Annotated in this window: 23 protein-coding genes and 1 pseudogene; 4 read left to right on the plus strand and 20 right to left on the minus strand. The window is 60.1% G+C overall.

Translation table 11 applies throughout. The features are described 5' to 3' along the window. Positions 1–95: 95 nt before the first annotated feature. Complete coding sequence (locus CLG94_RS05470; protein ID WP_107561857.1) at positions 96–302, minus strand: twin-arginine translocase TatA/TatE family subunit; 207 nt, start codon at positions 300–302, stop codon at positions 96–98. A 24-nt stretch (positions 303–326) separates the two neighbouring features. Then, a complete protein-coding gene (gene selB, locus CLG94_RS05475) occupies positions 327–2234 on the minus strand; it encodes a selenocysteine-specific translation elongation factor (RefSeq protein ID WP_107561858.1) in 1908 nt (635 codons plus the stop codon). 317 nt (positions 2235–2551) lie between these two features. On the opposite strand from selB, the pseudogene CLG94_RS13870 reads away from it, so the two are divergent. From CLG94_RS13870 to CLG94_RS05485, 3 genes and pseudogenes are all read left to right on the plus strand, one after another. Beyond that, positions 2552–2626, plus strand: a pseudogene (locus CLG94_RS13870) (DUF4160 domain-containing protein); the annotation flags it as partial. Between the two features lie 98 nt (positions 2627–2724). Then, positions 2725–3015, plus strand: a complete 291-nt coding sequence (locus CLG94_RS05480) for a DUF2442 domain-containing protein (RefSeq protein WP_107561859.1) — start codon at positions 2725–2727, stop codon at positions 3013–3015. Positions 3016–3207: 192 nt separating this feature from the next. Then, positions 3208–3876 (plus strand): alternative oxidase, encoded by a 669-nt coding sequence (locus CLG94_RS05485; RefSeq protein WP_107561860.1) that lies wholly within the window; start codon positions 3208–3210, stop codon positions 3874–3876. 55 nt (positions 3877–3931) lie between these two features. Here CLG94_RS05485 and CLG94_RS05490 read toward each other — a convergent pair whose 3' ends face one another. The 9 genes from CLG94_RS05490 to xerC form a co-directional block, all read right to left on the minus strand. Then, positions 3932–4978 carry a fibronectin type III domain-containing protein gene (locus tag CLG94_RS05490; RefSeq protein ID WP_107561861.1) on the minus strand — a complete coding sequence of 349 codons (1047 nt, stop codon included), beginning with the start codon at positions 4976–4978 and terminating at the stop codon, positions 3932–3934. 1 nt (position 4979) lies between these two features. After that, positions 4980–6377, minus strand: coding sequence for an argininosuccinate lyase (gene argH / locus CLG94_RS05495; RefSeq protein ID WP_107561862.1), 1398 nt, complete (start codon positions 6375–6377; stop codon positions 4980–4982). Further along, a complete protein-coding gene (locus CLG94_RS05500; RefSeq protein ID WP_239993148.1) occupies positions 6374–7666 on the minus strand; it encodes an argininosuccinate synthase in 1293 nt (430 codons plus the stop codon). Before CLG94_RS05500 ends, argH begins: the two co-directional genes overlap by 4 nt. 136 nt (positions 7667–7802) lie before the next feature. After that, positions 7803–8735 carry an ornithine carbamoyltransferase gene (argF, locus tag CLG94_RS05505; protein ID WP_107561863.1) on the minus strand — a complete coding sequence of 311 codons (933 nt, stop codon included), beginning with the start codon at positions 8733–8735 and terminating at the stop codon, positions 7803–7805. Then, positions 8732–9943 carry an aspartate aminotransferase family protein gene (locus CLG94_RS05510; protein WP_107561864.1) on the minus strand — a complete coding sequence of 404 codons (1212 nt, stop codon included), beginning with the start codon at positions 9941–9943 and terminating at the stop codon, positions 8732–8734. Before CLG94_RS05510 ends, argF begins: the two co-directional genes overlap by 4 nt. A gap of 120 nt (positions 9944–10063) precedes the next feature. Next, complete coding sequence (gene argB / locus CLG94_RS05515; protein WP_107561865.1) at positions 10064–10978, minus strand: acetylglutamate kinase; 915 nt, start codon at positions 10976–10978, stop codon at positions 10064–10066. A gap of 46 nt (positions 10979–11024) precedes the next feature. After that, a complete protein-coding gene (gene hslU / locus CLG94_RS05520; protein ID WP_107561866.1) occupies positions 11025–12380 on the minus strand; it encodes an ATP-dependent protease ATPase subunit HslU in 1356 nt (451 codons plus the stop codon). A 175-nt stretch (positions 12381–12555) separates the two neighbouring features. Next, positions 12556–13125 (minus strand): ATP-dependent protease subunit HslV, encoded by a 570-nt coding sequence (gene hslV, locus CLG94_RS05525; RefSeq protein ID WP_193450635.1) that lies wholly within the window; start codon positions 13123–13125, stop codon positions 12556–12558. Continuing rightward, positions 13100–14056 carry a tyrosine recombinase XerC gene (gene xerC / locus CLG94_RS05530; RefSeq protein WP_107561867.1) on the minus strand — a complete coding sequence of 319 codons (957 nt, stop codon included), beginning with the start codon at positions 14054–14056 and terminating at the stop codon, positions 13100–13102. The genes hslV and xerC overlap by 26 nt, the downstream gene beginning before the upstream one ends. A 42-nt stretch (positions 14057–14098) precedes the next feature. On the opposite strand from xerC, the gene CLG94_RS05535 reads away from it, so the two are divergent. Further along, positions 14099–14389 (plus strand): hypothetical protein, encoded by a 291-nt coding sequence (locus CLG94_RS05535; protein ID WP_133174649.1) that lies wholly within the window; start codon positions 14099–14101, stop codon positions 14387–14389. A gap of 26 nt (positions 14390–14415) precedes the next feature. On the opposite strand, the gene CLG94_RS05540 is transcribed toward CLG94_RS05535, so the two are convergent. From CLG94_RS05540 to dprA, 9 genes are all read right to left on the minus strand, one after another. Then, a complete protein-coding gene (locus CLG94_RS05540; RefSeq protein ID WP_161954043.1) occupies positions 14416–14745 on the minus strand; it encodes a type II toxin-antitoxin system Phd/YefM family antitoxin in 330 nt (109 codons plus the stop codon). A 335-nt stretch (positions 14746–15080) separates the two neighbouring features. Further along, positions 15081–15674: a YecA family protein gene (locus CLG94_RS13580; protein ID WP_239993132.1), complete on the minus strand. Its 594-nt coding sequence runs from the start codon at positions 15672–15674 to the stop codon at positions 15081–15083. A 64-nt stretch (positions 15675–15738) separates the two neighbouring features. After that, positions 15739–16257, minus strand: coding sequence for an archaeosortase/exosortase family protein (locus CLG94_RS05550; protein ID WP_107561870.1), 519 nt, complete (start codon positions 16255–16257; stop codon positions 15739–15741). 151 nt (positions 16258–16408) lie between these two features. After that, a complete protein-coding gene (locus CLG94_RS05555; protein WP_107561871.1) occupies positions 16409–17281 on the minus strand; it encodes an IPTL-CTERM sorting domain-containing protein in 873 nt (290 codons plus the stop codon). 1049 nt (positions 17282–18330) lie between these two features. Further along, entirely contained in the window at positions 18331–18771 is a 441-nt protein-coding gene (locus tag CLG94_RS05560; protein WP_107561872.1) for a type II toxin-antitoxin system VapC family toxin, read from the minus strand. Continuing rightward, a complete protein-coding gene (locus CLG94_RS05565; RefSeq protein WP_107561873.1) occupies positions 18771–19001 on the minus strand; it encodes a FitA-like ribbon-helix-helix domain-containing protein in 231 nt (76 codons plus the stop codon). The genes CLG94_RS05560 and CLG94_RS05565 overlap by 1 nt, the downstream gene beginning before the upstream one ends. A 127-nt stretch (positions 19002–19128) precedes the next feature. Beyond that, the gene (gene trmFO, locus CLG94_RS05570; RefSeq protein WP_107561874.1) at positions 19129–20460 is read right to left on the minus strand and encodes a methylenetetrahydrofolate--tRNA-(uracil(54)-C(5))-methyltransferase (FADH(2)-oxidizing) TrmFO; all 1332 of its coding nucleotides are present in this window, start codon (positions 20458–20460) and stop codon (positions 19129–19131) included. After that, positions 20457–22934: a type I DNA topoisomerase gene (gene topA / locus CLG94_RS05575; protein ID WP_107561875.1), complete on the minus strand. Its 2478-nt coding sequence runs from the start codon at positions 22932–22934 to the stop codon at positions 20457–20459. The genes trmFO and topA overlap by 4 nt, the downstream gene beginning before the upstream one ends. A 100-nt stretch (positions 22935–23034) precedes the next feature. Next, a complete protein-coding gene (gene dprA / locus CLG94_RS05580; protein ID WP_107561876.1) occupies positions 23035–24186 on the minus strand; it encodes a DNA-processing protein DprA in 1152 nt (383 codons plus the stop codon). Between the last annotated feature and the right edge of the window lie 17 nt (positions 24187–24203).

Raw genomic sequence — 24203 nt, forward strand, 5'->3', positions numbered from 1 at the left:
CCTCTCAACGAGCCGTGCAGGCGCTGGAGTGAGCCTGCCGAGAGCTGAGGCAGGGTGCCCAATCGGCTCGCCGTAACGGTTCGTCGTAAAACGCGTTAAGCCTTCCCTTCTCCGGATCGCTTTTCCTCATCCTTCTCCTTCTTTGGCGTCACGTCGATGACATCCTTCCCCGTCAACGACTCCTTGAAGCCTCGGATCGCCTTGCCCAGGCCACTACCGAGTTCCGGTAACCGGGTGGCGCCGAAGAGGAGCATCACGATGACCAGAATGATCAACAACTCTTGAATCCCCAACCCAAACATGCGCCTTCCTCCCTGCGAGATCCCTCACGCGTAAGGGACCCGCTCATCATTGTGCCGACGGGTCAGCTTGGTATCGTCGAAATGCTCCAGAAAAGGGATGGCGAACTTCCGACTCACCCCCAGAAGCTCCTTAAACTGCTGGACCGAGATGGCAGCGTGGAGCGTGAAGTGGCCGATGAGCAGCTCCTTCGCACGGCTATAATGGTCGCGGTGAAGATAGAAGTGATCTTTAATTTTGATCACGATCCCCTCATCGGCAAGGCGATGAAAGATCGTGATCCCGGTCTTACTGTCTGCTCCGGCCTGGGCAAGCGCCGACTCCAAGTCTGGCGGCTGAAAGCCTGCCTTCTGGTAGATCGCAACTAATCGTTCTTTGACGGCCTGTTCAGGAGCTGAGAGGGTAGGGCGGTGCAGGAAATGCCGCACCTTCTCTCGGTCGATGGCGATTCGCTGTGTCTTCGCAAGATCCTGCAAGAGGCGAGTGAACAGGGCCGGCCCAACTTGACGGAGCTTGGACCGAAGCTCTTCCTTCGGCAGTCCATCCTTGAGTGGTTCCTGCCTGTGGAAATCCTCCAGACGGGAAAGAATATCCGCTGCCAGGCGGTCGTAGCTCATCCGGTGAACGTACCCAAGATCGCCTTTCGCGCCCAACGTCATAGCCACGCCGCCCTCTACGAGGCGCGTGATCTCTCGCCGTAGCGTGGTCTCGTCCAGGCTGGCCGAAACCCTGAGCGCGTCCAGCGTGATCGGCGCTGGACCGGCTTGCAGCAGCAGGCGTTCGACCTGCTGACCCGATGTGCCGGTCTGCAGGACCTTGAGGTGTTCGAGTAATGGCGCCTTAGCGCGCCGCCGCACGGGAGGGTTTGGGTCGAGGATGCTCCCACCGCCAACCGTCTGGGCAGGCGAGTAGCTTCGGATCACGTACCGGTCGCCGGCCAGAGCACTGGCCATTCCCTCCAGTCGCAAGTGGGCGAACGTCTCCTCGCCAGGCTTCAACTCCTCACGATCGAGTAGCACGACGCGGGCCAGAATCTCGCTCGTCCCCAAGTGGAATCGAACCCTTGCCCGATTCCGCAAGGCCCGGGGAGCGTCCTTCAGCAAGGATAACGACCCGTCGAAGGTCTTGGTGGGTTTCAAAGCGCCCGGAAAGGCCAGAAGATCGCCTCGATTGAGTTGATCCACCTCGAGACCGGGCAGGTTGATGGCGATCCGCTGCCCCGCCCAGGCCTGTTCCACCGTCTGGCCATGGACCTGCAGGCGGCGGACCCGCGAACGCAGTTCTAAAGGCAGGACGACTACCTCGTCCCCGACCCGCACGGTCCCGGACCACAGGGTCCCGGTTACCACAGTGCCGAACCCTTTGATGCTAAAGATCCGATCGATCGGAAGACGGAAAATCCCGTCCTGGCGCTTCGGCTCGATCGTCTCGGCCGCCTCGCGCAGCACCGCTCGCAACTGCGGGAGCCCTTGCCCGGTGACAGCGGACACGGCAACGACCGGCGCGTTCTCGAGAAAGGTCCCGGCCAGGAATCCTTTCAGGTCAGCCTGTACCATCTCCAGCCAATCGGGCTCGACGAGATCGACCTTCGTCAGTGCCACCACGCCCCTTTTCACCTGAAGCAGCTCACAGATATGCAGGTGCTCCCGCGTTTGCGGCATCACCCCCTCGTCGGCACCGATGACCAGCACTACCAGATCGATCCCGCCGATGCCCGCGAGCATCGTCTTGACGAACCGTTCATGCCCCGGGACGTCCACGATCCCGAGCTGAAGGTCATCGGATAGGGCCAGGTTGGCGAACCCCAGCTCGATGGAAATCCCCCGCTCCTTCTCCTCCTTCAACCGGTCGGTGTCGATGCCGGTCAGGGCCTTGACGAGCGCGGTCTTGCCATGATCGATGTGGCCAGCAGTCCCGATGATGATATGCTTCATCGTCACACCGTCATCGTAACATACGGGGCTTCACGGCAGCAAGATTGAAGTCCCGTAAGCAATTCGTTACGTCGAGACGTTGCAGATTAGTGGTTGTAATCTGCACTGACCGCATGTCAAGGGTGACATTCCTGCTTGAAGGTGGAGAGTCCTGCTGGTCAGCGGGAATAGGCTGATCGTTCCTACAGTGCTTGCCATGTTCCGGATCGGTGATAATTTCTTGCTAAGCACGGAAAACGCTTGTAGGATTTACCGTAACTGTAAGACTCATCAGTAGAGTAGAAGTGGCCGGCCAGGCGTAGGGGTACGCCGAATTCGAGGCGACCATTCGTATTGAGGACGGCGAAATACTCTCCGGCAACTTGTCTCGCAAGCAACTGCGGCTGGTGTAGGCTTGGATTGAGTTGCATCGTGACGAGCTGATGGCCGATTGGGATCTGGCCGTCAATGGCGAAGTTCCTTACAAGATTGCTCCCCTGTGAGGTGACCTATGCATTGGGATGTCAAGACCGTCAAGCCATTGTCCGACTACCGCATCTTCGTTGAGACCGAAGACGGGCGGCGGGGGATTTTCGACGTAAAGCCTTACCTGGATCATGGTGTTTTTCGCGAGCTCAGGGATACACATTATTTTAATCGGGTGGGTATCCTATTCGGCGCAGTTACCTGGCCCCACGCTCAGGACATCGCTCCTGAAACCTTACTTACTGAAATGATACCAATCGAATCTATACCCAACAAGGCGCTCCAGACTAACGCGCCGCAAGCGGCGCGCCGCTGAGCTACGACGATGACGCCTCGCTCCAATTGTGCTTGAATCATCATCCAGTCCTCCTTCCTGAGCACCAATCACTTCCTGGGTTTATGGCTGATCCCGAGAGGGTAGCCTGAGGGCTCAGTTCGTGGGACATCTTATTTCCTTGTTCCGTGGACATAGATCATCGATGCTGACAATACTGGCGGAGGTCTTATCATGGGTTCGAAACTAAAGAAATTAACCGCTGAACAACGCCGCCAAGCGCAGCAAGTCACGCTCTCCTCTCCGAGGATGCGATACGGTATCTTGACCCGCCTCCTCTTCATGACGATGGACCTCGTGTATGGTCGCAAAAAGACGTTCAGCAAATTCAAGGTACTGGAGCTTATCGCCCGCGTGCCGTATCAGTCTTGGGAGAACGTGGCCTACGTCGCCATTACCCACATGTATGCACAGCGTGATTTTGCCCGCCGGGTCTTCGACCGAGTCAAAGAGGCCCGCGAGGCTCAAGATAATGAGATGTGGCACTTGCTTATCCTGGAGGAACTCACCCACGCCCGCGGCATTAAGGAAAATGTTCTCCTCTATCGCATCCTGCCCCAGGTGATCGCCTTCACCTACTACCAGATCTGCTGGCTCATCTACGTCTTTAAGCCGTCGTGGAGCTATCTGTTGAACGCCCACTTTGAGGACCATGCCGAGCACGAATATATGGAATTCGTGGCGGAAAACCCCCAGTTCGAGTCGGAACCTTTCAGGAGCCTTTTTGAGGAGGACTATGCCTCCTCCGCGAGCGTGGCGGACATATTCCGTCAAATCGGGCATGACGAGCGGATGCACAAGGAAGAGAGTCTGGAAGCGATCGCGACGGCCCGATTTCAGTGAGAGGGATAAGTCGGTACCCCTCTTCCCGAATCAGGAATCGCCGATTGGAAATACTTTACGGGACGCGGGCCTCAACGGCTGCCGAGGCGACACTTTCGTTGCGTCTAAGAGAAGCGTCAACGGCCGTGACCGTGTAGGTGTACCGACCTCCTGGTCGGACCGTTCGGTCAGTCAGGATTGGCGACTTAAGCGGGGCTTCTGTTAGTCGCTTGGGAAGACGCTCTGCGGCGTCGCTTCGATAGACCAGATAGCCGAGCAGGTCCGATTCTCGGTTTAGCTCCCAGCTCAGTGAGACTACCGCGCCGGGCCCAGCAACCGCCCGTACACCTCGGGGAGGGGCCGGAGGCGTCAGATCAACCGGCGCAGCGCTCACCTCGCTGGACGACAACCCCTCCTGCCATGGCGGCTCCTGACTCTCCACCGCCATCACGCTGTAGTAGTACGTCTGATCGTTAATCAGATTCGCATCCTGAAACTGCGTGCCCCGGACTGGCTCCCGATTGATCGGGGATGGATCGTATCGGCCTGGGCTGGCGCCCCGGTAGATGTTATACCTTGGGACTATGGCCAGCGGGCTTGCATCAGCTCGTCGGGTCGGCGCAACCCACGAGAGGCGGATCGCTCGTTCGCCAGCCTCTGCTCGTAAGCTAGAGGGGGCCTCCATCTCGACGGTGACAAGGGTGGTCGCCTCCGCTGACGGTGGCCCGACGATCCCTCGCCGGCTCACCGCCTCGATTGAATAGGCATACTTCCCTCCCACGACCACATGGCTATCGGTAAAGGCAAACCGAGCGCCAGAAACGATGGCGTTCTCCGGCTTCTCAGCCTTCACGGTGGCAATGACCGAGTGGGCAGAGGTCTGGGGGGTCATTTGCTGTCTGGAGATTCGGAACGCGGCCAGGTATTTCAGCACAGTGCCGTCAACATTGGTCGTCGGCCTGGTCCACGCGAGGACCACCGCACGGCTCCGCACAAGAGCCGTCAGATCGGTCGGTGGCGATGGCTCCGCCAGGATCGGAACCACAGGCGGACCACTCCGGCCGCACCCGGAAAGCACAAGAAAGCCAAGAGACGCTACAACGATGACCTGCCTAATTCGCATCTTATCGACTCCGAAGTTTGACCTTGGCGGCCTTGATCGCCTTCTTCACCGCGCCCGTCGCGGTCCCGCCGATGGCCGTACGGCGCTTAATACACGCCTCCAGGGTGATGTAGGCAAAGACATCCCGTTCGAAAAGTGGAGAAGCAGCCTGCAGTTCGTCTAGAGAAAGTTCCTCGAGCCGACACCTCCTGGCCAGCGCGCGTCGAACGAGAAGGCCCACCATCTCGTGAGTTTGCCGGAACGGCATTCCCTTGCGCACCAGGTAGTCGGCCAGATCGGTAGCGTTTAAGAATCCGTCCTCGGCGGCCTGTCGCATACGATCCCCACAAAACGTAAGTCGACTTACCAGCGACGCCATAACGAGGAGGGTAGCCTTAACGCTATCCGCGCTGTCGAAGAGGGGTTCCTTGTCCTCCTGCAGATCGCGGTTATAGCTGAGCGGGAGTCCCTTGACGATGGTAAGCAGCGCCACCAGGGCCCCGAAGGTGCGGCCGGTCTTCCCTCGTGCCAGCTCCGCCACATCCGGGTTCTTTTTCTGGGGCATCATACTGGAGCCGGTAGCGAAGGCATCGGGCAACTCGATGAAACCAAACTCTGCTGATGCCCACAGGACAATCTCTTCTGCCAGGCGGGACAGGTGCGTCATCAGGAGCGCAAAGGCAAACAGCGGCTCGATGACGAAGTCGCGGTCCGAGACCGCATCCAGCGAGTTGGCCGACAGCGCCCGAAACCGAAGCTCTTTGGCTACAAAGCGGCGATCGATCGGCAGGCCGACCCCAGCCAAGGCGCCTGAGCCGAGAGGGAGCACATCTACCCTGCGAAGCGCATCGTGAAGCCTGGCGCGATCTCGCTCCAGCATCTCGACGTACGCCATCAGGTGGTGCGCCAGGAGGACCGGCTGAGCCCGCTGCATGTGGGTGTAGCCTGGCATGATCAGGTCAAGATGGGCTTCGGCCTGAGCGATCAGGGCCTGCTCAAGCCCTACAGCCAGGCGGCGAACCTCTCCGATCTCATCTCGCAGATAGAGCCGCAGATCGAGGGCAACCTGGTCATTCCGACTCCGGCCGGTGTGGAGCTTTGCGCCGGCCTCTCCAACCTTCTCAATCAGCCGGGCCTCGATCGCCATGTGGATGTCTTCCAACGAGGGATCGAAACGAAACTCTCCGCGCTCGATCTCGCCCCCAATCTCTTCAAGCCCCGCCACGATCTTGTCCGCCTCGGCCTTGGTCAGCAGGCCGCACTTCGCCAGCATCCGCGCGTGCGCGACACTGCCGGCAATGTCGTACTTGTAGAGGCGACGGTCAAACTGGATAGAGGCGGTATACGCTTCCACTCCCGGATCGGTCGCCTGCGCGAACCGCCCGCCCCAGGGCTTGAGGGTTTTCCGTTTCACCGTCATAGACCTGAGCGCTTCCCTTTCGTGCCCAGCGCCCTAAATCCCCCCGTACCCCCCTTTTGTAAAGGGGGGGTGGCGGGATTTTTGCACTGTTTTTTTGACGCCCGAATCCTAAGCCGCAATGCGTTCAGGCGGATGAACCCCTCGGCGTCTGAATGGCGGTACACCTGGTCCGCCTCAAATGTCGCGAGGGCTGGATCATACAGCGAGACGGCCGACTTACGCCCCACAACCTCGCAGTTGCCTTTGTAAAGCTTGACCCGCGCCGTGCCGGTCACCCCCTGCTGCGACGCCTCGATTGTCCGCATCAGCAGTTCCATCTCCGGGGAGAACCAATAGCCATAGTAGACCAGTTCTGAGAAGCGGGGGATGAGGGAGTCGCGGAGGTGCATGACCTCGCGATCCATCGTCAGCGATTCCACGGCGCGGTGGGCGGCATGCAGGATGGTTCCGCCAGGCGTCTCGTACACCCCCCGCGACTTCATCCCGACGTAGCGGTTTTCGACCACATCGACTCGACCGATCCCATGTTCACCGCCGAGCTTGTTCAGGCGCTGAAGCAGCCTGGCCGGCGAGAGGCGCTTGTCGTCCAGCGCGACAGGCTGACCGTCCTGAAACTCCACCTCGACATAGGTCGCGCGATCCGGAGCTTTCTCCGGTGATACGCTCAAGACGAACATCTCTTCCGGCGGCTCCTGCCAAGGGTCCTCCAGCACCCCGCCCTCGAAGCTGATGTGAAACAGGTTGCGGTCGGTGCTGTAGGGCCGCGCCTTCGTGGTCGGCACCGGGATGTCGTGCCTCTTTGCGTAGGCAATAAGATCAGTTCGCGAATTGAGGCGCCATTCGCGCCATGGTGCAATAACCCGGATGTGCGGGTCGATCGCATAGTAGGCGAGTTCAAACCGGACCTGATCGTTCCCTTTTCCGGTTGCGCCGTGCGCCACTGCGTCCGCACCCTCCTTTCTCGCCACCGCCATCTGGTGCTTCGAAATCAGCGGCCTCGCCATCGAGGTGCCGAGCAGGTAGCGCCCCTCATAGACGGCATTCGCCTTCACACAGGGAAAGACGAAGTCCCGGACAAACTCCTCCCTCAGATCTTTGATGTAGACCTTGCTGGCACCCGTCTTCAGCGCTTTCTCGCGAACCTCATCCAGCTCCTCCCCCTGCCCCAGATCGGCGCAGAAGGCAATGACCTCTGCCTGGTAGGTCTCGATGAGCCAGCGCAGGATCACCGACGTGTCGAGCCCGCCGGAGTAGGCCAGTACGATCTTCTTCACTCGCTTCGTCTGGATTTGTGATTTCATAGGAACACCCCCATGAGGCACGGCCGCGTCACAGCGCACGAAAACCCCCTAACCCCCCTTTAGCAAAGGGGGGATGCGGGGGATTTGGCAAATGGAATTTTCTGAGGAACTGTTACGATACTCATTACGGTTCTCGATGTCCCAACAGCTTCGCCAGGATGGCCTTCTGCACATGCAGTCTATTTTCAGCCTCGTCATACACAATCGAATGCGGGCCATCGAGGACCTCATCGGTAATCTCTTCGCCACGATGGGCCGGCAGGCAGTGCATGACCAGCACGTCTGGTGTGGCTAATCCGATAAGTGTCGCGTTGACCTGAAACCCTTGGAAGTCCCGCCGCCGCTTTGCCGCCTCTGACTCCTGACCCATGCTGGTCCAGACATCGGTATACAGGACATCGGCTCCCGCCGCCGCAGCCCTCGCATCGTCCAGTAGCGTAATCCTCCCACCGGAGGCTTCGGCCTCTTGGTGGGCGAACGCCACAACGTCAGCATCCGGCTCATATCCCTTTGGACAGGCCACGGTGAGATCAATGGCAGTCTTCGCCGCGCCGTAGAGCCATGAATGACAGACATTATTGCCGTCACCGATGTAGGCGACCTTCACGCCGCGAAGCGGACCGCGCTTTTCCCGAAGGGTGAAGAGGTCCGCAAGGATCTGGCACGGGTGAGTCCGGTCACTCAGCCCATTGATAACCGGAACCGCAGCATGCCGGGCTAGTTGCTCGACGGTCTGGTGGGTAAATGTCCGGGCCATAATCCCATCCACCCATCGTTCGAGATTCTTCGCCACATCCTTGACGGTTTCCCGTTTCCCTAACTGGATGTCAGCCGGAGCCAGATAGATGGCGCGCCCGCCCAACTGGGCCATGCCGACCTCAAAGGTGACCCTGGTCCTGAGTGACGGCTTCTCGAATATCATGCCCAATGTCTTGCCGGTGAGCAGTGGGTGGGCGATCCCCTTGCGTTGCTGCGCCTTCAGGTCGGCAGCAAGATCAAATAGGCCGTCTATCTCTAAAACCGTCAGGTCTCTGATCGACAGGAGGTCTTTCGTCATCGAGATTCCTCAGTCAGGACTCGTTCAAGAATGTGCATCGCCTCATCCACCTCGGCCTCACCGATGATCAGTGGTGGAACAAAGCGAAGGACCTGGTCGCCCGCGGTCAGGATCAGCAGGCCGCGTTCCAGGCACCGATCGACGATCGGTTTGGCCGGCACGCTGAGTTCCAGGGCGAGCATCAGCCCCTTGCCTCTGGCCTCTTTCACGATGGGGCAGCGATCGGCCAATTTCTGAAGACGTTCCAGGAAGTAGGCGCCGATCCTGGCTGCCCGCTCAGGCAACTGCGCGTCGAGGATCTCGGTCAGCACCGCGTGGGCGACAGCCGTGACGAACGGGTTGCCGCCGAAGGTCGACGCGTGGCTGCCCGGAACGAACGCGCCTGCCACGGCATCCTTCGCCAGCATGGCGCCGATCGGGAGTCCGCCGCCCAGCCCCTTGGCGAGCGTCATGATGTCGGGCTCAATCAGGGAGTGCGCATACGCAAAGAGCCGCCCAGTCCGCCCCATCCCCGTCTGGACCTCATCCAGGATCAAAAGGACGTCACGTTCCGAACAAAGCTGCCGGAGTCCTGGCAGGTAGTCATCGTCCGGCACCCGCACGCCGCTCTCGCCCTGGATCGGCTCCACCAGCACGGCACAGGTCCGGGGATCGATCGCCCGCTCCGCCGCCGGCAGGTCATTGAAGGGGATGTGCTTGAAGCCCGGCAAGAGCGGCTCGAAACCCTGGCTGTACTTCGCCTGACCCGTGGCGGTCACCGTCGCCATCGTCCGGCCGTGAAATGAGTCCCGCATGCAGACAATCTCATACCGGTCGGAGCTCCACCGCGCCTTGGCATAGCGGCGAGCCAGCTTGATCGCCGCCTCATTCGCTTCTGCTCCGCTATTGCAGAAGAAGACCTTGCCGCCAAACGCGTGTTCGCACAGTGCGCGGGCCAACCGAATCTGCGGCTCGATAAAGTAGAGGTTAGAGACGTGCAGCAGCAGCTCCGCCTGCGCCCTGATGGCTTCTACCATTTTGGGGTGACAATGACCCAGGACATCTACGGCGATCCCGGCAGCAAAGTCAAGGTAAGCCCTACCCTCAGCGTCCCAGACCCGAACACCGCTGCCCTTCACCAGCACCACCGGGAAGCGGGCATAGATGTTAGTCAGGTAGCGAGTCGCCTGCGACATTAATTCGTCGGTTAAGGTTCCGATTTGCGTCATGTCGTGCTACCACGCATCCCGTGCGGGCGCAGCAAGCAGCGCCCCTACGTTCCGTTGTACCAAAACCCCCCTCGCCCCCCTTTACCAAAGGGGGGTTGGGGGGATTTTGACTTCGCACCCCTAGCTAATGATCTCCGTGCCTACCCCCTCTGACGTGAAAATCTCCAACAGGAGGGCATGCGGGATGGTGCCGTTCACGATGTGGGTTTTCCTTACCCCATTGTCAAGGGCGGTAAGGCAGGCCTGGACCTTGGGCAGCATCCCTCCCGAGATAACGCCATCAGCAATAAGCCGTTCCACCTCTTTCCTGCTCAATGTGGGAATGAGGGCGCCATCCTTATCCAGGATGCCGTCGGTATCGGTCAGGAGGACAAGCTTTTCCGCTTGAAGGGCCGATGCGATCTCGCCGGCCGCCAGGTCGGCATTGATGTTGTACGTCACCCCAGCCTCATCCACGCCGGTCGGGGCCACCACCGGCGTGAATCTATCACGTTCGAGGGTGCGGAGGATCCGTGCATCTACGGCCACAATCTCGCCCACGAACCCCAGATCGACCCCTGGTTCGACGAGGCCCACGGGAGTCTCAGCGGCCGCCACTGAGCCGGCCTTTTTCGCTCGGATCAACCCGCCGTCCTTACCTGAGAGGCCAACGGCTGACCCGCCGCTGCTGTTGATGAGCGCCACCAGTTCCTGGTTGATCTGACCAACCAGCACCATCTCGACGATCTTCATCGTCTCCTGATCGGTGACTCGGAATCCGCCGACAAAGGTCGGCGTAAGACCCGATCGCTCCATCGCCCTCGTGATCTCCGGGCCGCCGCCGTGCACCACAACCGGCTGCATCCCGACGTACCGCATCAGGATGATATCCAGCGCCACTGACTGCTTCAGTTCTTCATCAGTCATGGCCGCGCCGCCGTATTTGATCACGACAGCCTTACCGGCGAATGCTTTGATGTACGGGAGCGCCTCGATGAGGATTTTCGCCTTGTCGATCCCGCGCTGGACCTCCGACCGCTTCCGCTGATCCACCATCCACCCCGCTGCTTGCTGCGCTTTCACCTGATAGCTGATCGCTGCCTTACAAGATATAGCGGCTCAGATCCTCGTTCTTCACGATCTCCTGAAGCCGTTCCCGGACATAGGCCGCGTTGATATCGACCCGCGCGCCCTTCATGGCGGGCGCCTCAAACGAGATCTCCTCCAGTAGCCGTTCCAGGATGGTGTAGAGCCGGCGGGCGCCGATATTCTCGGTCGCCTGATTGACGGTGCTGGCAATGGCGGCGATCTCCTGCACGGCGTCCTCCGAAAAGTCCAGCTTCACCTCCTCTGTCTCCAGAAGGGCGACATACTGCCTGATCAAGGCATTCCGAGGCTCCGTGAGGATCCGGACGAAGTCGTCCTGCGTCAGGCTCGCCAACTCTACGCGCAAGGGGAAACGTCCCTGCAACTCTGGGATCAGGTCAGACGGTTTGGTGGTATGAAACGCCCCTGCCGCAATAAACAGGACGTGATCGGTCCGCACCATGCCGTACTTGGTGGTAACCGTGCACCCCTCGACAATCGGCAGAAGGTCGCGTTGCACCCCCTGGCGCGAGACATCCGGCCCGTGCGACGACTCGCGGCCGGCGATTTTGTCGATCTCGTCCAGGAAGACGATCCCGGAATCCTCGACCCTACGGACCGCCTCTGATCTCACCTCGTCGATGTCGATAAGCTTATCGCCCTCTTCCTGGGCGAGGATTCGTTGGGCTTCCCGGACCTTGACCTTGCGTCGCTTGCCCCGCTGGGGCATGAGGTTCCCCAGCATCTCCTTGACGTTGATATCCATCTCCTCGATGCCGGAGTTGCTGAAGATCTCCACCATCGGTGTGCCTCGATCCTTGACCTCCAACTCCACGGTACGGTCATCCAGTTTCCCCTCGCGCAGCCGCGTCCTAAGCTTCTCACGAGTCTCGGCAGTAGAGGTGATGACGCTCGCGTCAGATGTTGGCTCGACGCCCGGCATCGTCGCTACCCTCCCAACGGGAAGGAGCAGATCCAGAAGCCGCTCCTCCGCTAACTCCCGTGCCCGCTCCTGTACTGACTTGGTCTTTTCCTCCTTCACCATATCCACCGCCAGCGCAGTCAGGTCGCGCACCATCGATTCAACATCGCGCCCTACGTAGCCCACCTCCGTGTACTTGCTGGCCTCCACCTTGATAAATGGGGCGTCCACCAGCTTGGCAAGGCGGCGAGCGATTTCTGTCTTGCCCACGCCGGTCGGGCCGATCATGATGATGTTCTTCGGCGCAACCTCATCACGCAGATCATCCGGTAGCCTCTGTCGCCGCCACCGATTGCGCAGCGCAATGGCCACGGCCCGCTTTGCGTCCTTTTGACCGATGATGTATTTATCAAGCTCGGCCACGATCTGTCGCGGTGTCAACTGCTCCATGAAAGACCCCCATTTCCCGTAAAGTTACACTGTCATTGCGAGCGGAGCGAAGCAATCTCGTTCTTGTTGAGATTACCAAGCTTGCCCCAAGCTCTGAGATTGCTTCGTCGCGTCGCTCCTCGCAATGACGCGCGCGAGGGGGCCCGTTCTCTCGCAATAACGCTTACGGAATCATCTACAACTCTTCAATCGTGATCGTGTCGTTGGTATAGACGCAGATTGAGGCGGCAATCTTCATCGCCTCCTCAGCGATCCTTCTCGCGTCAAGCTCCGAGAAGCCTACAAGGGCCTTCGCCGCGGCGACCGCGTATGGGCCGCCGGAGCCGATGCCGATCACCCCGTCGTCGGGCTCGATGATATCCCCCGTCCCAGAGATGACAAACGAATGCTCCCTGTCGACCACCACCAACAGCGCCTCCAGGCGGCGGAGGGCTCGGTCGGTACGCCAATCTTTCGCCAGCTCGACCGCAGCGCGCGGCAGGTTGCCGCTGAACTCTTCCAGCTTCGCCTCGAACTTAGTAAAGAGAGTAATCGCATCGGCGGTGCTACCAGCAAAACCGGCGACCACCCGATCGTTCCACATCCGACGGACCTTCCGCGCGCTGTGTTTCATCACCGTTTGGCCGAAGGAGACCTGTCCGTCCCCGGCTACCACCACCCTCCCCTTGTGCCGCACCGCCAGGATCGTCGTGCTTCGCACTCTAGGGTACCCTTTCTCTTCAGGCTCTCGGATGCGCTTTATCATAGACCTCCATCAAGTGATCCAGGTTCAGGTGGGTATACCGCTGGGTGGTCGAGAGGCGTGAATGACCCAGCAGCTCCTGAATCGCGCGGAGGTCGGCCCCTGCTTGAAGCAGATGCGTGGCATAGCTATGGCGCAGCCCGTGTGGTGTGATCTTCGGCCCCAAACCGCTTCGATTCAGGTATTTCAATACGATTCGAGCGGCGCCCCGTTGGCTCAAGCGGCCGCCCTGGCGGTTGAGAAACAACGCCACAGGCGCGGGGATTTCCCGTTTCACCCCCTGGATCAGATCACTCCGCCGACCAAGATAGCGCCCCAGGGCGGTGATGGCCTTCGATCCCACCGGGACAATCCGCTCCTTATTCCCCTTGCCTTTTACCCGAACAAGACTCTCCCGAATGTCCATATCCCGCACATCCAACCCAGTGAGTTCGCTCAATCGGATGCCCGAGGCATAAAAGAGCTCAAGGATCGCCAGATCGCGGGCGCCCGCAGGACCTTCCTCGCTGGGCGACGCCAGGAGGCGATCAACCTCGTCTACGGAAAGATACGCCGGAAGCCGCTTTGGCAGTTTTGGCGTCGGAACGAGCTTCGCCGGATTCGCCTGCAGCACACCCTCCCGGCACAGGTACCGGAAGAACGATCGCAGAGTCGCAAGCTTCCGCGCAACACTACTTCGGGCAATACCCCTCCTGTGCAGATCCGCCACGAAGGCCCGGATCGCCAGCGAGTCGATCTCAGCCGGCTCAATGGCCCAGCGCAGGGCATTGCTTCGCTCAACGCCGTTCACGACGGGTTCTGACTGCGGGAATCCGCTCGCTCTGAGAAACGTCCGGAACTGCTGTAAGTCGATCGCATAGTTCTTTAGCGTATGAGGGGAAGCCGCTCGCTCTCCCTGAAGATATAGCAGGTACGCCTCGATCGATTTTAGCATCCTCCCAACCCTCTCCTACTTCTCTCCGGTACGATACGAGGATTGAGCGGAAATATCAAGGCAAAATCGGCCTCAGCGATAGGTCTCCTCCCTCCTGAGACCGCAGTAGTGAAGCACAACCTCGCGCCCATAGACATCATAGCGAAACCGGAAGCGGCCGAGGGAGAGTCGCCACTGGCCTTCGCCAATCGGCACATCCACGAGCTTCTTGATACGATAGGCTCGGTTGCAGTTGTACGGGTCGGCCTTGAGAATGTCGAAGGCTCGGCCCTGAAGAGCTTGGAACTCCAGATGGCCTCGGAGGAGGCCCCGAGCCAGTCACTCGAACCGTGAAGTCGTACGAATGGAAAAAGAGGACATCATGCGGTGAGGCGCCGCTTCCTCTTTTTTCCTGCCCCCTGGCGAAGCTCCTCAAGAAACTCCTCGGCAGGGCGACTCTTGCCGGCAAGGTACTCCTCCTTGCTCTTCTGGATATGCTCTCGGACCTTCGGGTCCTGCAGTTCCAGGTAATCCTCGAACTCGTCAATATCCATGATGCCGACAACCGGAATACCGTCCTTCTCGAGGATGAAATACTCCTTGTTGAGGTGAACGCGTTTCACCAGGGCGCCGAGGTTGATGCGGGCCAGGGTGATGGGGAGGTGTTGGACCCTAGGCGATGATTTCGCTGCCACGGCCTTGAGGCTCATTGGCTTCTCCTTTCGCCACTGATTAATGTTGATTAACATTAGCATGGCAGCCCACCTCTTACAAGTCAAGGCGGCGGTTTGCTAAAACAAATCCACGTTGAGCCTGTCCTGCAAACCCCTACTCATGCTTCGACAGGCTCAGCACGAACGGAAAAACATCAATGCTTTCAATGCCCATACCGTTCACCCTAAGCTTGTCGAAGGGTAAATGAGGGTTTGCAGGACAGGCTCATATACCCTTCGAACCCGATCATATGCGCATCCATGAATCGCTCTGTAGGCACAAGGATATCGTAAGGAAGGAGCAGTCAGATGTCCAGTGGCCCCGTGCCCCCTCACCCCCCCTCACAGCACCGCTTCGCCTTCAGGCCGGATCCGCATGGGCAGGGCTCGTTCCTGCCCACTGAGCCCTTCATCGACCCAGGCTCCGGGCGTCCCCAGATACGGGCGATGGCCCCGAAGTACAGCAGCAGCGCGAAGAAGCCCCTCCCCATAAACTCCAGGAAGGCATAGAGCCAGTCGAACAGGATCATCTTCGCCTTCGAGTAGTCGAGAGAGACCACGATGCCGACTGCGGTCTTCTGCGGCCACAGTTTGGTGTACTCGATGTTGACCAGCAACGAGAGGAACTGCGTGAGGATGAGCAGGCTCACGGTCACGGCGAAGACTCTGCCCCGTCGCGTGAGCGACCAGGCTGGTGTCGCAAGCACGAGCGCGGCAAGGAGTGCCAGGGGGTAGTCGCCGGAGGTCTCACGCAGGAGGGTGCGGCTGACGGTGACCGTCTCGGAGGTCTGCCTCGTGATGGGGCGCTCGGCGACGATCCTGGTCCCCTCCACACGGTAGCGCGTGCCGGGGGAGGATTCGATCGAGGGGATCAGAGGGGAGGCGAACGCCGCGAGCAGGTGGGCGTAGGCGGGTGCGAGGACCACCCACAGCAGGGCCAGGATGAGGAAAGCACCCCCTGCTCGGAGGCTAAAGCCCCGCCAGGAGGCCTTAAGCGAGTCTGCGAATCCGGCTAAGCCAGATAAGCCAGCAGGCGGCAACGAGGGCGAGGAAAAGGGCCTGCCAGAGGTAGAGGTGGGCAATCTGAAATCCTCCAGGAAAGTACCGGCCGATACCGATCAGGCTGAGCACGCGCAGGAGGTTAACCAAATACAGGATGGCGGCACCCAGGACAAATCCGAGGGTGCGCTGCGTGAGGGTCGCAGGGTAGGCAAAGACCGCTGAGGCGTACAGGCCGATCTCATAGATGGCGTTACAGTTGTTCTTGATCTCGACCGCAAAACCGGGGATGCCGACGGAGGCGCCTGCAACCCAAGACTGAGCCCCCATGATCTTGAGCGCCTGATGGCTGAGCCAGGCGATGCGCCGGGTAAACGGCACAACGAGCCGACTCTCCATGGCATACAGGAAAAGGAAGGCAAACAGGGTGTAGAGGCCGAAGCGCAGGCAGAAGTATAGGCCGTCACGGTGCTGGGTGAGAAGGGCCTTCTCATGTGGCATGGCGGTCATAGGTCAGGCATCTCGTCATTCCGGTGCACACCGGAATCCAGGGTATGGGTTCGCAAGCCTCCACCTGTCCCGCCCAGGGCGGACCCCGCCGCTGGCCTGTTGGAGGGAGAACAGGCGTCCAGTCCATCTGAGATCGTCGGGTTACGCGACGCTAACCCGACCTACGCCGCTGACTCTTCCGCAGGGCGAGCAGACCGCCTCCAACCAGCAGGGCCGCCATGCCGACCTGGGCCCACTCGGAGAGGGTGGGGATGCCGGTGGCGGGGCTGGAGACCGCCACACCGAATGGAGACGTGCCCAGCGGACCCTGGCCGGCATTGCCGAAGTCGGAGAGCAGCGTGCGAGTGCCGGTGGTCGGATCAACGCGGAAGAGAGCGCCGCGGTTGACGGTGCCGGCACTGGGGTCGATCACCAGGATGGCGCCGCCGGCCTCCAGGGCCACGCCGAATAGATCGTTGCCCAGCGGACCCTGGCCGGCATTGCCGAAGTCGGAGAGCAGCGTGCGAGTACCGGTGGTCGGATCAACGCGGAAGAGAGCGCCGAGGGTACCGGTGCCGGCACCTCTGTCGATCACCAGGATGGCGCCGCCGGCCTCCAGGGCCACGCCGACTGGTTCATCGCCCAGCGGACCCTGGCCGGCATTGCCGAAGTCGGAGAGCAGCGTGCGAGTGCCGGTGGTCGGATCAACGCGGAAGAGAGCGCCGCGGTTGACGGTGCCGGCACTGGGGTCGATCACCACGGTATCCGCCTCAACGGCGCCGGGCAGACTCAGCCACGCTCCCAGGACCATCGCCAGCAGGATCACTATCGTGAACAGACGGCCGTGGCCGCCCCGTGTGTGGTAGCTCATCGTGTCGCTCCTCTCCGAGGTGTCCGTATCTCCCTTCCACCGCTCCGTTCGCACATCGCGCTCCTGCCCTGATCGAGAGTTTCTACCACGCCCCCCCCCGGACCTGTCATAGGGAAAATAGGGACAGACACTATTATCGTGACGATTCGTGGTGTTCGCGGTCATGATCGGCATGCCATGGATTACCCGAACCGTTGCAGCCGGCCATCCGTAGCATGTGAGGCAACGAGGGAATGATAGCCAGGCGGTCTTTCGGAACGACAGCGAATCGGAGGCACACGATGACAGCGCGGCGACTGCAAAGAGACGGGTTCATCTGGGAGGTGCGCAGGAAACTGGACGAGTCATACACGTGGGGCAGAGGGGAAGACCAAGAAAGGATCTCAATAAATAGTGTCTGTCCCTATTATATTGGCATTGGGAGCGACCAACGGGAGCATGGCAATCTCACCGTTTTTCCCGGTGACTACGCGCCCCAACGACTGTGAGATTGCTTCAGTCGCGACGCTCCCTCGCAATGACCGCGCACGGGACTTTCCGGGCAATACCCCATACGCATGAAAGCCCGGACCCATCACCCCCCACCTGTATCCTCCCCCTCAAGGGGGGAGGAGTTCGCATGAGGCGTGCCTTCCCCCCCACGAGGGGGAAGGTGAGGATGGGGGGACTTTCGAAGCAATGACGTCCATTGTTGCACCTTACGATACTATGCATAATACGGGATATATCAGCGATAGTTTATCGACTTTGCTGTCCTCATGCTCCTCCCGGACTAAGGCCATGTCAAACTATTTTTACATTCCTGTTGGTTGCGTGTGAAGTGTCTGTGTGCTGTAATTGGTCCTTGCCTCCCTACTGGAGCGGGCCATAAAGGGATAAGTGGTGAGCCTACGAACCATTGATGCGAAAGGTAAGTGAGTCCCAGGAGCAGGAGATCTTCGAGAGTTCAGGCTGAACAGATAGCTGTGCGATTCATTGTCCATTACTTATGCAAGCGCCAATAGTCAGCAGAGTCATGGTCCTGTGACACCCCTGCACATGGCATCTGCCATCATGTTTGTACGATCTTCCGGGGCATGTAGGGGGTCGGGATAGGATAGAGGTTGAAGGCGAGACCTGACCCTCTTCACGCGGGATGAGCAGAGCGAAACGACCCGTATCAGTAGGATGGCCGATCAGGGATGGACAGGCTCAACGAACCGGTCGATGGCGGTCTAAGGGCATTACGGCGTCGGCAGATAGTCGCGTAGCTGCAGGATACGGAGGCCAGGCACTGGCGGAAGATCCCTGTCGTTCGTTAGGAAGGCCGTACAATGCGCACTCAATGCGGCTGCGAGTTGGAGGGCATCCGGCGTTTTCATCCGAAGACCGGCTCGAATCTGTGCGGCAGTACGGATGACGGAGCGACGAAGCTCAACGAGGCGGATGCCCCGGCTCCGGGTCAAGATCGCCTCGTAGCGCTCAGCCAGCGGAATATCGCTGGTACGATACGGACTCACCAGTGTCTCAAGCAACGTCACATCAGAGGTGACACCCTCGAGCGCTCCGGTATCAATAGCGACAAAGACAGGCTCAAGCAAGGGGAGAAACCGTGGATCTTCTTCGATGAAGTAAATGAAAATGACAGTGTCGAGTCCTACAGGGCCATCCCCGATATCATTCATCAATCCCAAGAACGGCGCTCCTGCTCCACGAAGGCGACCGCTTCTAGGCCACGCCAGCGCTCCTTGCCAAGACCCTTCAGGTCGAGGATCGAGAGAGGGGTAGGTTCTTCAGTGGCCTGAGTCAGGATCTGGATGACCTCTTGAGCCAATGACCGCCGATCGCGCTTGGCGCACGCCCGGAGCTTTTTATAAAGCGAGTCCGGCAGATTCTTGACATTCAGTGTAGCCATTATCTCCTCCTTTCCTCCATTGTTCTTCCATTATGGAGGAAGCAATATAAGATGTCAATCCTCTGAAGGAAAACTAATTTAGTAACTACTCAGCGAACCGGTGTGGGGTTTCGGATCCCCACGATGTTCACGTCAGACTAGGCAGGTCGCGGAGGGCGCGGGCAACCATGGCCTGCCGCCTTTCGCGCTTGGCCCGAACTGGCGTATCGAGGGGCGGGAGCAGGCCGAAGTTCACATTCATCGGCTGGAAGGCGTGGGGGTCGGCGTGGCATATGTGATGGATGAGGGACCCGAGGGCGGTCGTCGGAGGGAGCGCGACCGGGGCCTCACCTCGCAGAAGTCTGGCCGCATTGATCCCGGCCAAGAGTCCGCTTCCGGCCGATTCCAGGTACCCCTCCACGCCAGTGAGCTGTCCAGCCAGGAAGATCCCCGGATCGCCTTTATACTGCATCGTCTCCTGAAGCAGCGCCGGCGCGGCAATGAAAGTGTTGCGATGGATCGACCCGTATCGGAGGAACTCGGCGCTGCTGAGACCGGGAATCGTTCGGAGTATACGGCGCTGCTCGTCCCACTTCAGGCGGGTCTGAAACCCCACCATGTTATACATCGTCCCTTCCCGGTTCTCCATCCGGAGCTGCATAACGGCGTAGGGCTGGCGTTGGGTCACGGGATCGATCAGGCCCACCGGTTTCATCGGTCCGAACCGTAACGTGTCCTCGCCACGAGCCGCCAGTACCTCGATGGGGAGACACCCTTCAAAGTATCGCGCCTCTTCGAACGGGCGGATCGGTGCCAGTTCCGCGTCCAGGATCGACTGCCAGAAGAGGCGATACTCCTCTCGGGTCATCGGGCAATTCAGGTAGTCGTCCCCCCCCTTGTCGTAGCGGGAGGCGGCAAACGCCACGGTACGATCGATAGAATCCCCAGCGATGATCGGCGAGATGGCGTCATAGAAGTAGAGCAGATCCCGCGTATTGGCAGACGGGTCTGCTGATGCCAGAAAGTCCACGAACCGATCACGCAGCACGCCGGCCAGCCGGTCGGAGGTCAGTGGACCAGTGGCGATAATCACCGGCTTCTCCTCCGGTATCGCCTTGATCTCCTCCCGAACGATGGTAATGCCTGGATGTTGCGCAAGCCGTGCGGTCACCTCGGCAGCAAAGGCATCACGATCAACAGCCAGGGCCGATCCCGCCGGGATGGCGTGTGCCCTGGCGGCAGCCATGATGACCGACCCATACGAGGTGAGTTCCCGTTTCAGCAGGCCGTGGCAATCATCCGGCGAATCAGACTTCAGGGAGTTGCTGCACACCAACTCGGCCAGCCGGTCGGTCTTGTGGGCAGGGGTGGAACTCACCGGCCGCATCTCGTAGAGGCGCACACTGGCGCCCCGCTCCGCCGCCTGCCAGGCCGCTTCGCTTCCGGCTAGACCTCCACCAACTACGACAACATCGATCACGCGTTCGCCTTTACCGCCGCATCGGTCTCCCGTACGTAGGCACATCCTTCGGTCACACAACGGATCGAGACCCCGCCGCCCTTCAGCTTCTTCTCTGCCAGGAATGCGGCCCCGCACCGTGGGCAGGGTTCCTGGACCGGACGATCCCATAGGGCAAAGGCGCACTTGGGATACGCGGTGCACCCATAGAAGACTCGGCCCCGTTTGGTGCGTCGCTCCGAGAGAGGGCTCGTGCATTGCGGACAGTTGACCCCAATAGAGATGGGCCGTATGTTCTTGCAGGTCGGGTAGCTCCCGCACGAAAGGAAGCGGCCGAATCGCCCCTCCCGCAGCACCATCGGGTTACCGCACTTGTCACAGACCTCATTAGTCGGCTGCGGCGCAGGCCGCGCACTCGAAGCCTCCGTCTGCGAGAGCTTCCGGATTGTTTTACACTCAGGGTATCCGGAGCAACCCAGGAAGGCTCCAAATCTACCGCGCTTCATCACCATAGGCCGTCCGCAGTTGTCGCATGGTTCTGCCTTGGCCTCGCCGGAGGCGTTAACCTCATCCTCGATCCCGTTCTCCTCTTTGAGCTCTGGCGGCAATTCGCGGGTTCCCTTGCACTCAGGGTAATTGGTGCAGGCCAGGAAGCGGCCGAACCGGCCCCAGCGAATCACCATCTTATTGCCGCACCGCTCGCAGATCTCGTCGGTCTTTTCCTCCATCGCCTTGATATTCCGCATTCCGACTGCGGCTTCCTTCACCCATTGGGAAAAGGGCCCATAGAAGCGATGCATCTCCTCAATCCAGTTCTTCTGCCCCTCTTCGATCTCATCCAGGGTGGTCTCCATCCTGGCCGTGAACTCATAGTCCATCACATGAGGGAAGCTTTCCACCAACAGATCGACGACGATCCCGCCGAGCTCAGTGGGCCGGAATTTACCCTGCGCCTTCACCACATAGTCGCGGTTCTGGATGACACTCAGGATGGCCGCGTAGGTGCTGGGGCGTCCGATCCCCTGTTCCTCCAACTCCTTCACCAGGGTCGCCTCTGTGTAGCGGGGCAGCGGCTGCGTAAAGTGCTGGGCAGGGGTCACATCGAGCAACCGCAACTGTTCCCCAACCTCGAGAGGAGGTATCGCTAATTCGGCCTCTTCCTCGACGGCCGTCTCTTCAGCCGTTTCGTCCTTGGCCTCCGCCGGCTTGGTCTCTGACGCCTCATCCTTCCCCTCGATGTAGACCTGCATGAATCCGGCGAACCGCTGGTGCCGACCGCTTGCCCGAAGCGTGAACCGCCCACCCTGGATCGTAACAGTGGTTACGTCGTAGAGAGCCGGCGGCATCTGAGACGCAACGAAGCGGTTCCAGATCAGGCTGTAGAGGGCGAGTTGATCCTTCGTAAGAAACCTACGGAGCGATGCCGGATCCCGATAGACTGAGGTCGGGCGAACCGCTTCGTGGGCTTCCTGGGCGCCACGGCCGCTGCGGTAGACCGGGGGCCGCTCGGGCACAAACGCCTGACCGAACCGTTCGGAGATATAGCGGGCCGCCTCGGCCTGGGCTTCTCCAGAGACGCGGACCGAGTCAGTCCGCATGTAGGTGATAAGACCAACGGCGCCCTCCTCTCCGATCTCGATCCCTTCGTAGAGTTGTTGAGCGATCTGCATCGCCCGCTTAGCTGTGAAGCGAAGCTTTCGGACGGATTCCTGCTGCAGCTTACTGGTCGTAAACGGCGGGACCGGGTTGCGACGCTTCTCTTTCCTGGTCAGGTCCGCTACCTGATAGCTGACAGATGATAGCTGATCGCTAACAGCGTCGGTCTCCTCCTGATTAGACAGGTTCACCCGTTCGCCGTCGATCTTATGGAGCCTTGCCACGAACGGCGGGGGGGTACGGCCTGCCAGGGAGACATCGACCGACCAGTACTCGGCCTTGACGAACGCCCTGATCTCTCGATCTCGATCAACGATGAGACGAAGGGCTACCGACTGAACTCGGCCGGCAGAAATGCCGCGCTTCACCTTGTCCCAGAGGATCGGACTAATCTGGTAGCCAACCAGACGATCCAGAATCCTTCTGGTCTGTTGGGCATCCACCAGCCGCTGGTCTATTATGGACGGATGATTGAACGCCTCCTGCACCGCGTGCTTCGTAATCTCGTTGAAGGTCACGCGGTGGACAGGTTTCTTGGTAGCGCCAAGCTCCTGCTTGAGATGCCAGCAGATAGCCTCTCCCTCCCGATCCGGATCGGCCGCAAGATAGATGGCGTCAGCCGTCTTGGCCGCCTTCTTCAGGGCCGATACGACCTTCTCTCTGCCCACAATGATCTCGTACTGCGGGGCGAAGTCGTGCTCTACGTCAACGCTCAGCGACTTAGCGGGCAGATCGCGGACATGGCCCATCGAGGCCGTCACGACGAACGCCTCCCCGAGATATTTACCGATCGTTTTGGCCTTTGCAGGCGACTCGACAATCACTAATGACTTAGGCACGCTCTGTTGTTCCTCCTTAAAGACTAGGGTAGAGGGTATAGGGTTTAGGGTAAAGGATTACGTAGGCGCCCCCTATACCCTCTACCCTGTACCCTAGATCCTATACCCTAGACCCTGCCCCGTGCGGGGGCCTGAGCCGCTTCGCAAAACTTTTCCCTGGTAGCTCCTCAATCATGCCCTTCAGCATCAGTGACAGCAGCAGTGAGGCCATCTGTCCGGCCGGAAGCTGAGTCCGGCCGATCAGGTCATCGATCTGCATGGGCCCGGCCTCCATGGCATCAATGATCAGGATCTCTTCCTGCGCAAGGGAACGGCTGACAGGGGTCGGATCTCGCACGACCTGCGATCCAGGAGTCATCTGTAGCTCAATCTCCTCCAAGATATCCTCCCAGCCTTCCGTCAGTTTCGCACCCGCCTTGATAAGCTGGTGGCACCCGCGACTGGATCGGGATGTAACCTGCCCGGGAACAGCGAAGACTTCACGCCCCTGCTCTAGCGCGTAGTTAGCCGTTATCATAGCCCCGCTCTTCAGTCCGGCTTCAATCACCACTATACCGCGCGCCAGACCGCTGATGATCCGGTTACGCTGCGGGAAGTGTCCAGGCTTGGGCGGCGTGAAGATGGGAAACTCGCTGATCAGGGCGCCCTGTTCGGCAATCTGGTCGGCGAGTTCTGCGTGCTCGGGGGGATAGGTCACCCCAAGTCCGCATCCCAACACCGCAATGGTCCGGCCGGCAGCGCGCAGCGCGCTACGATGCGCTGCCGCATCTATTCCACGGGCCATTCCGCTCACGATCGTCACCCCGCGCTCTGCGAGCTCCCCGCTGATTTGCTCGGCCATTGCGCTACCGTACTGGCTGGCCTGTCGGGAACCGACAATCGCGACAGCCACCCGATCTTCCGGTTCAATTGTGCCCCGCACATAGAGAATCGGCGGAGGGGAATGGATGGCTGCCAGCAGCTCAGGGTACCCCTCGTCACCGAACCGTATGAGGCCGAGACCTCGTGTCTCGATCACTCGCAGCTCCCGGTCAAGGGCATCCTGCCAGGGAAAGGAGACGATTGCTCGCGCGACCTGCTGGCTGATACCTGGAACCTGCTCGAGCGCCCCGGCCTTTGCCCTGAGCACGGCCTCGGCTGACCCAAGCCCCTGCACCAAGCGGTAAAACGTCGCCGCACCAACCTCGGGGATCAGACCGAGCGCCAACCAGGCATCTCGCTCTGTAGGACGTCCGTCGGTATTAGCCACCATCAAATACCCCCTCAGCG

Origin of the sequence: Candidatus Methylomirabilis limnetica, from assembly GCF_003044035.1 — a bacterium.
Lineage (GTDB): Bacteria > Methylomirabilota > Methylomirabilia > Methylomirabilales > Methylomirabilaceae > Methylomirabilis > Methylomirabilis limnetica.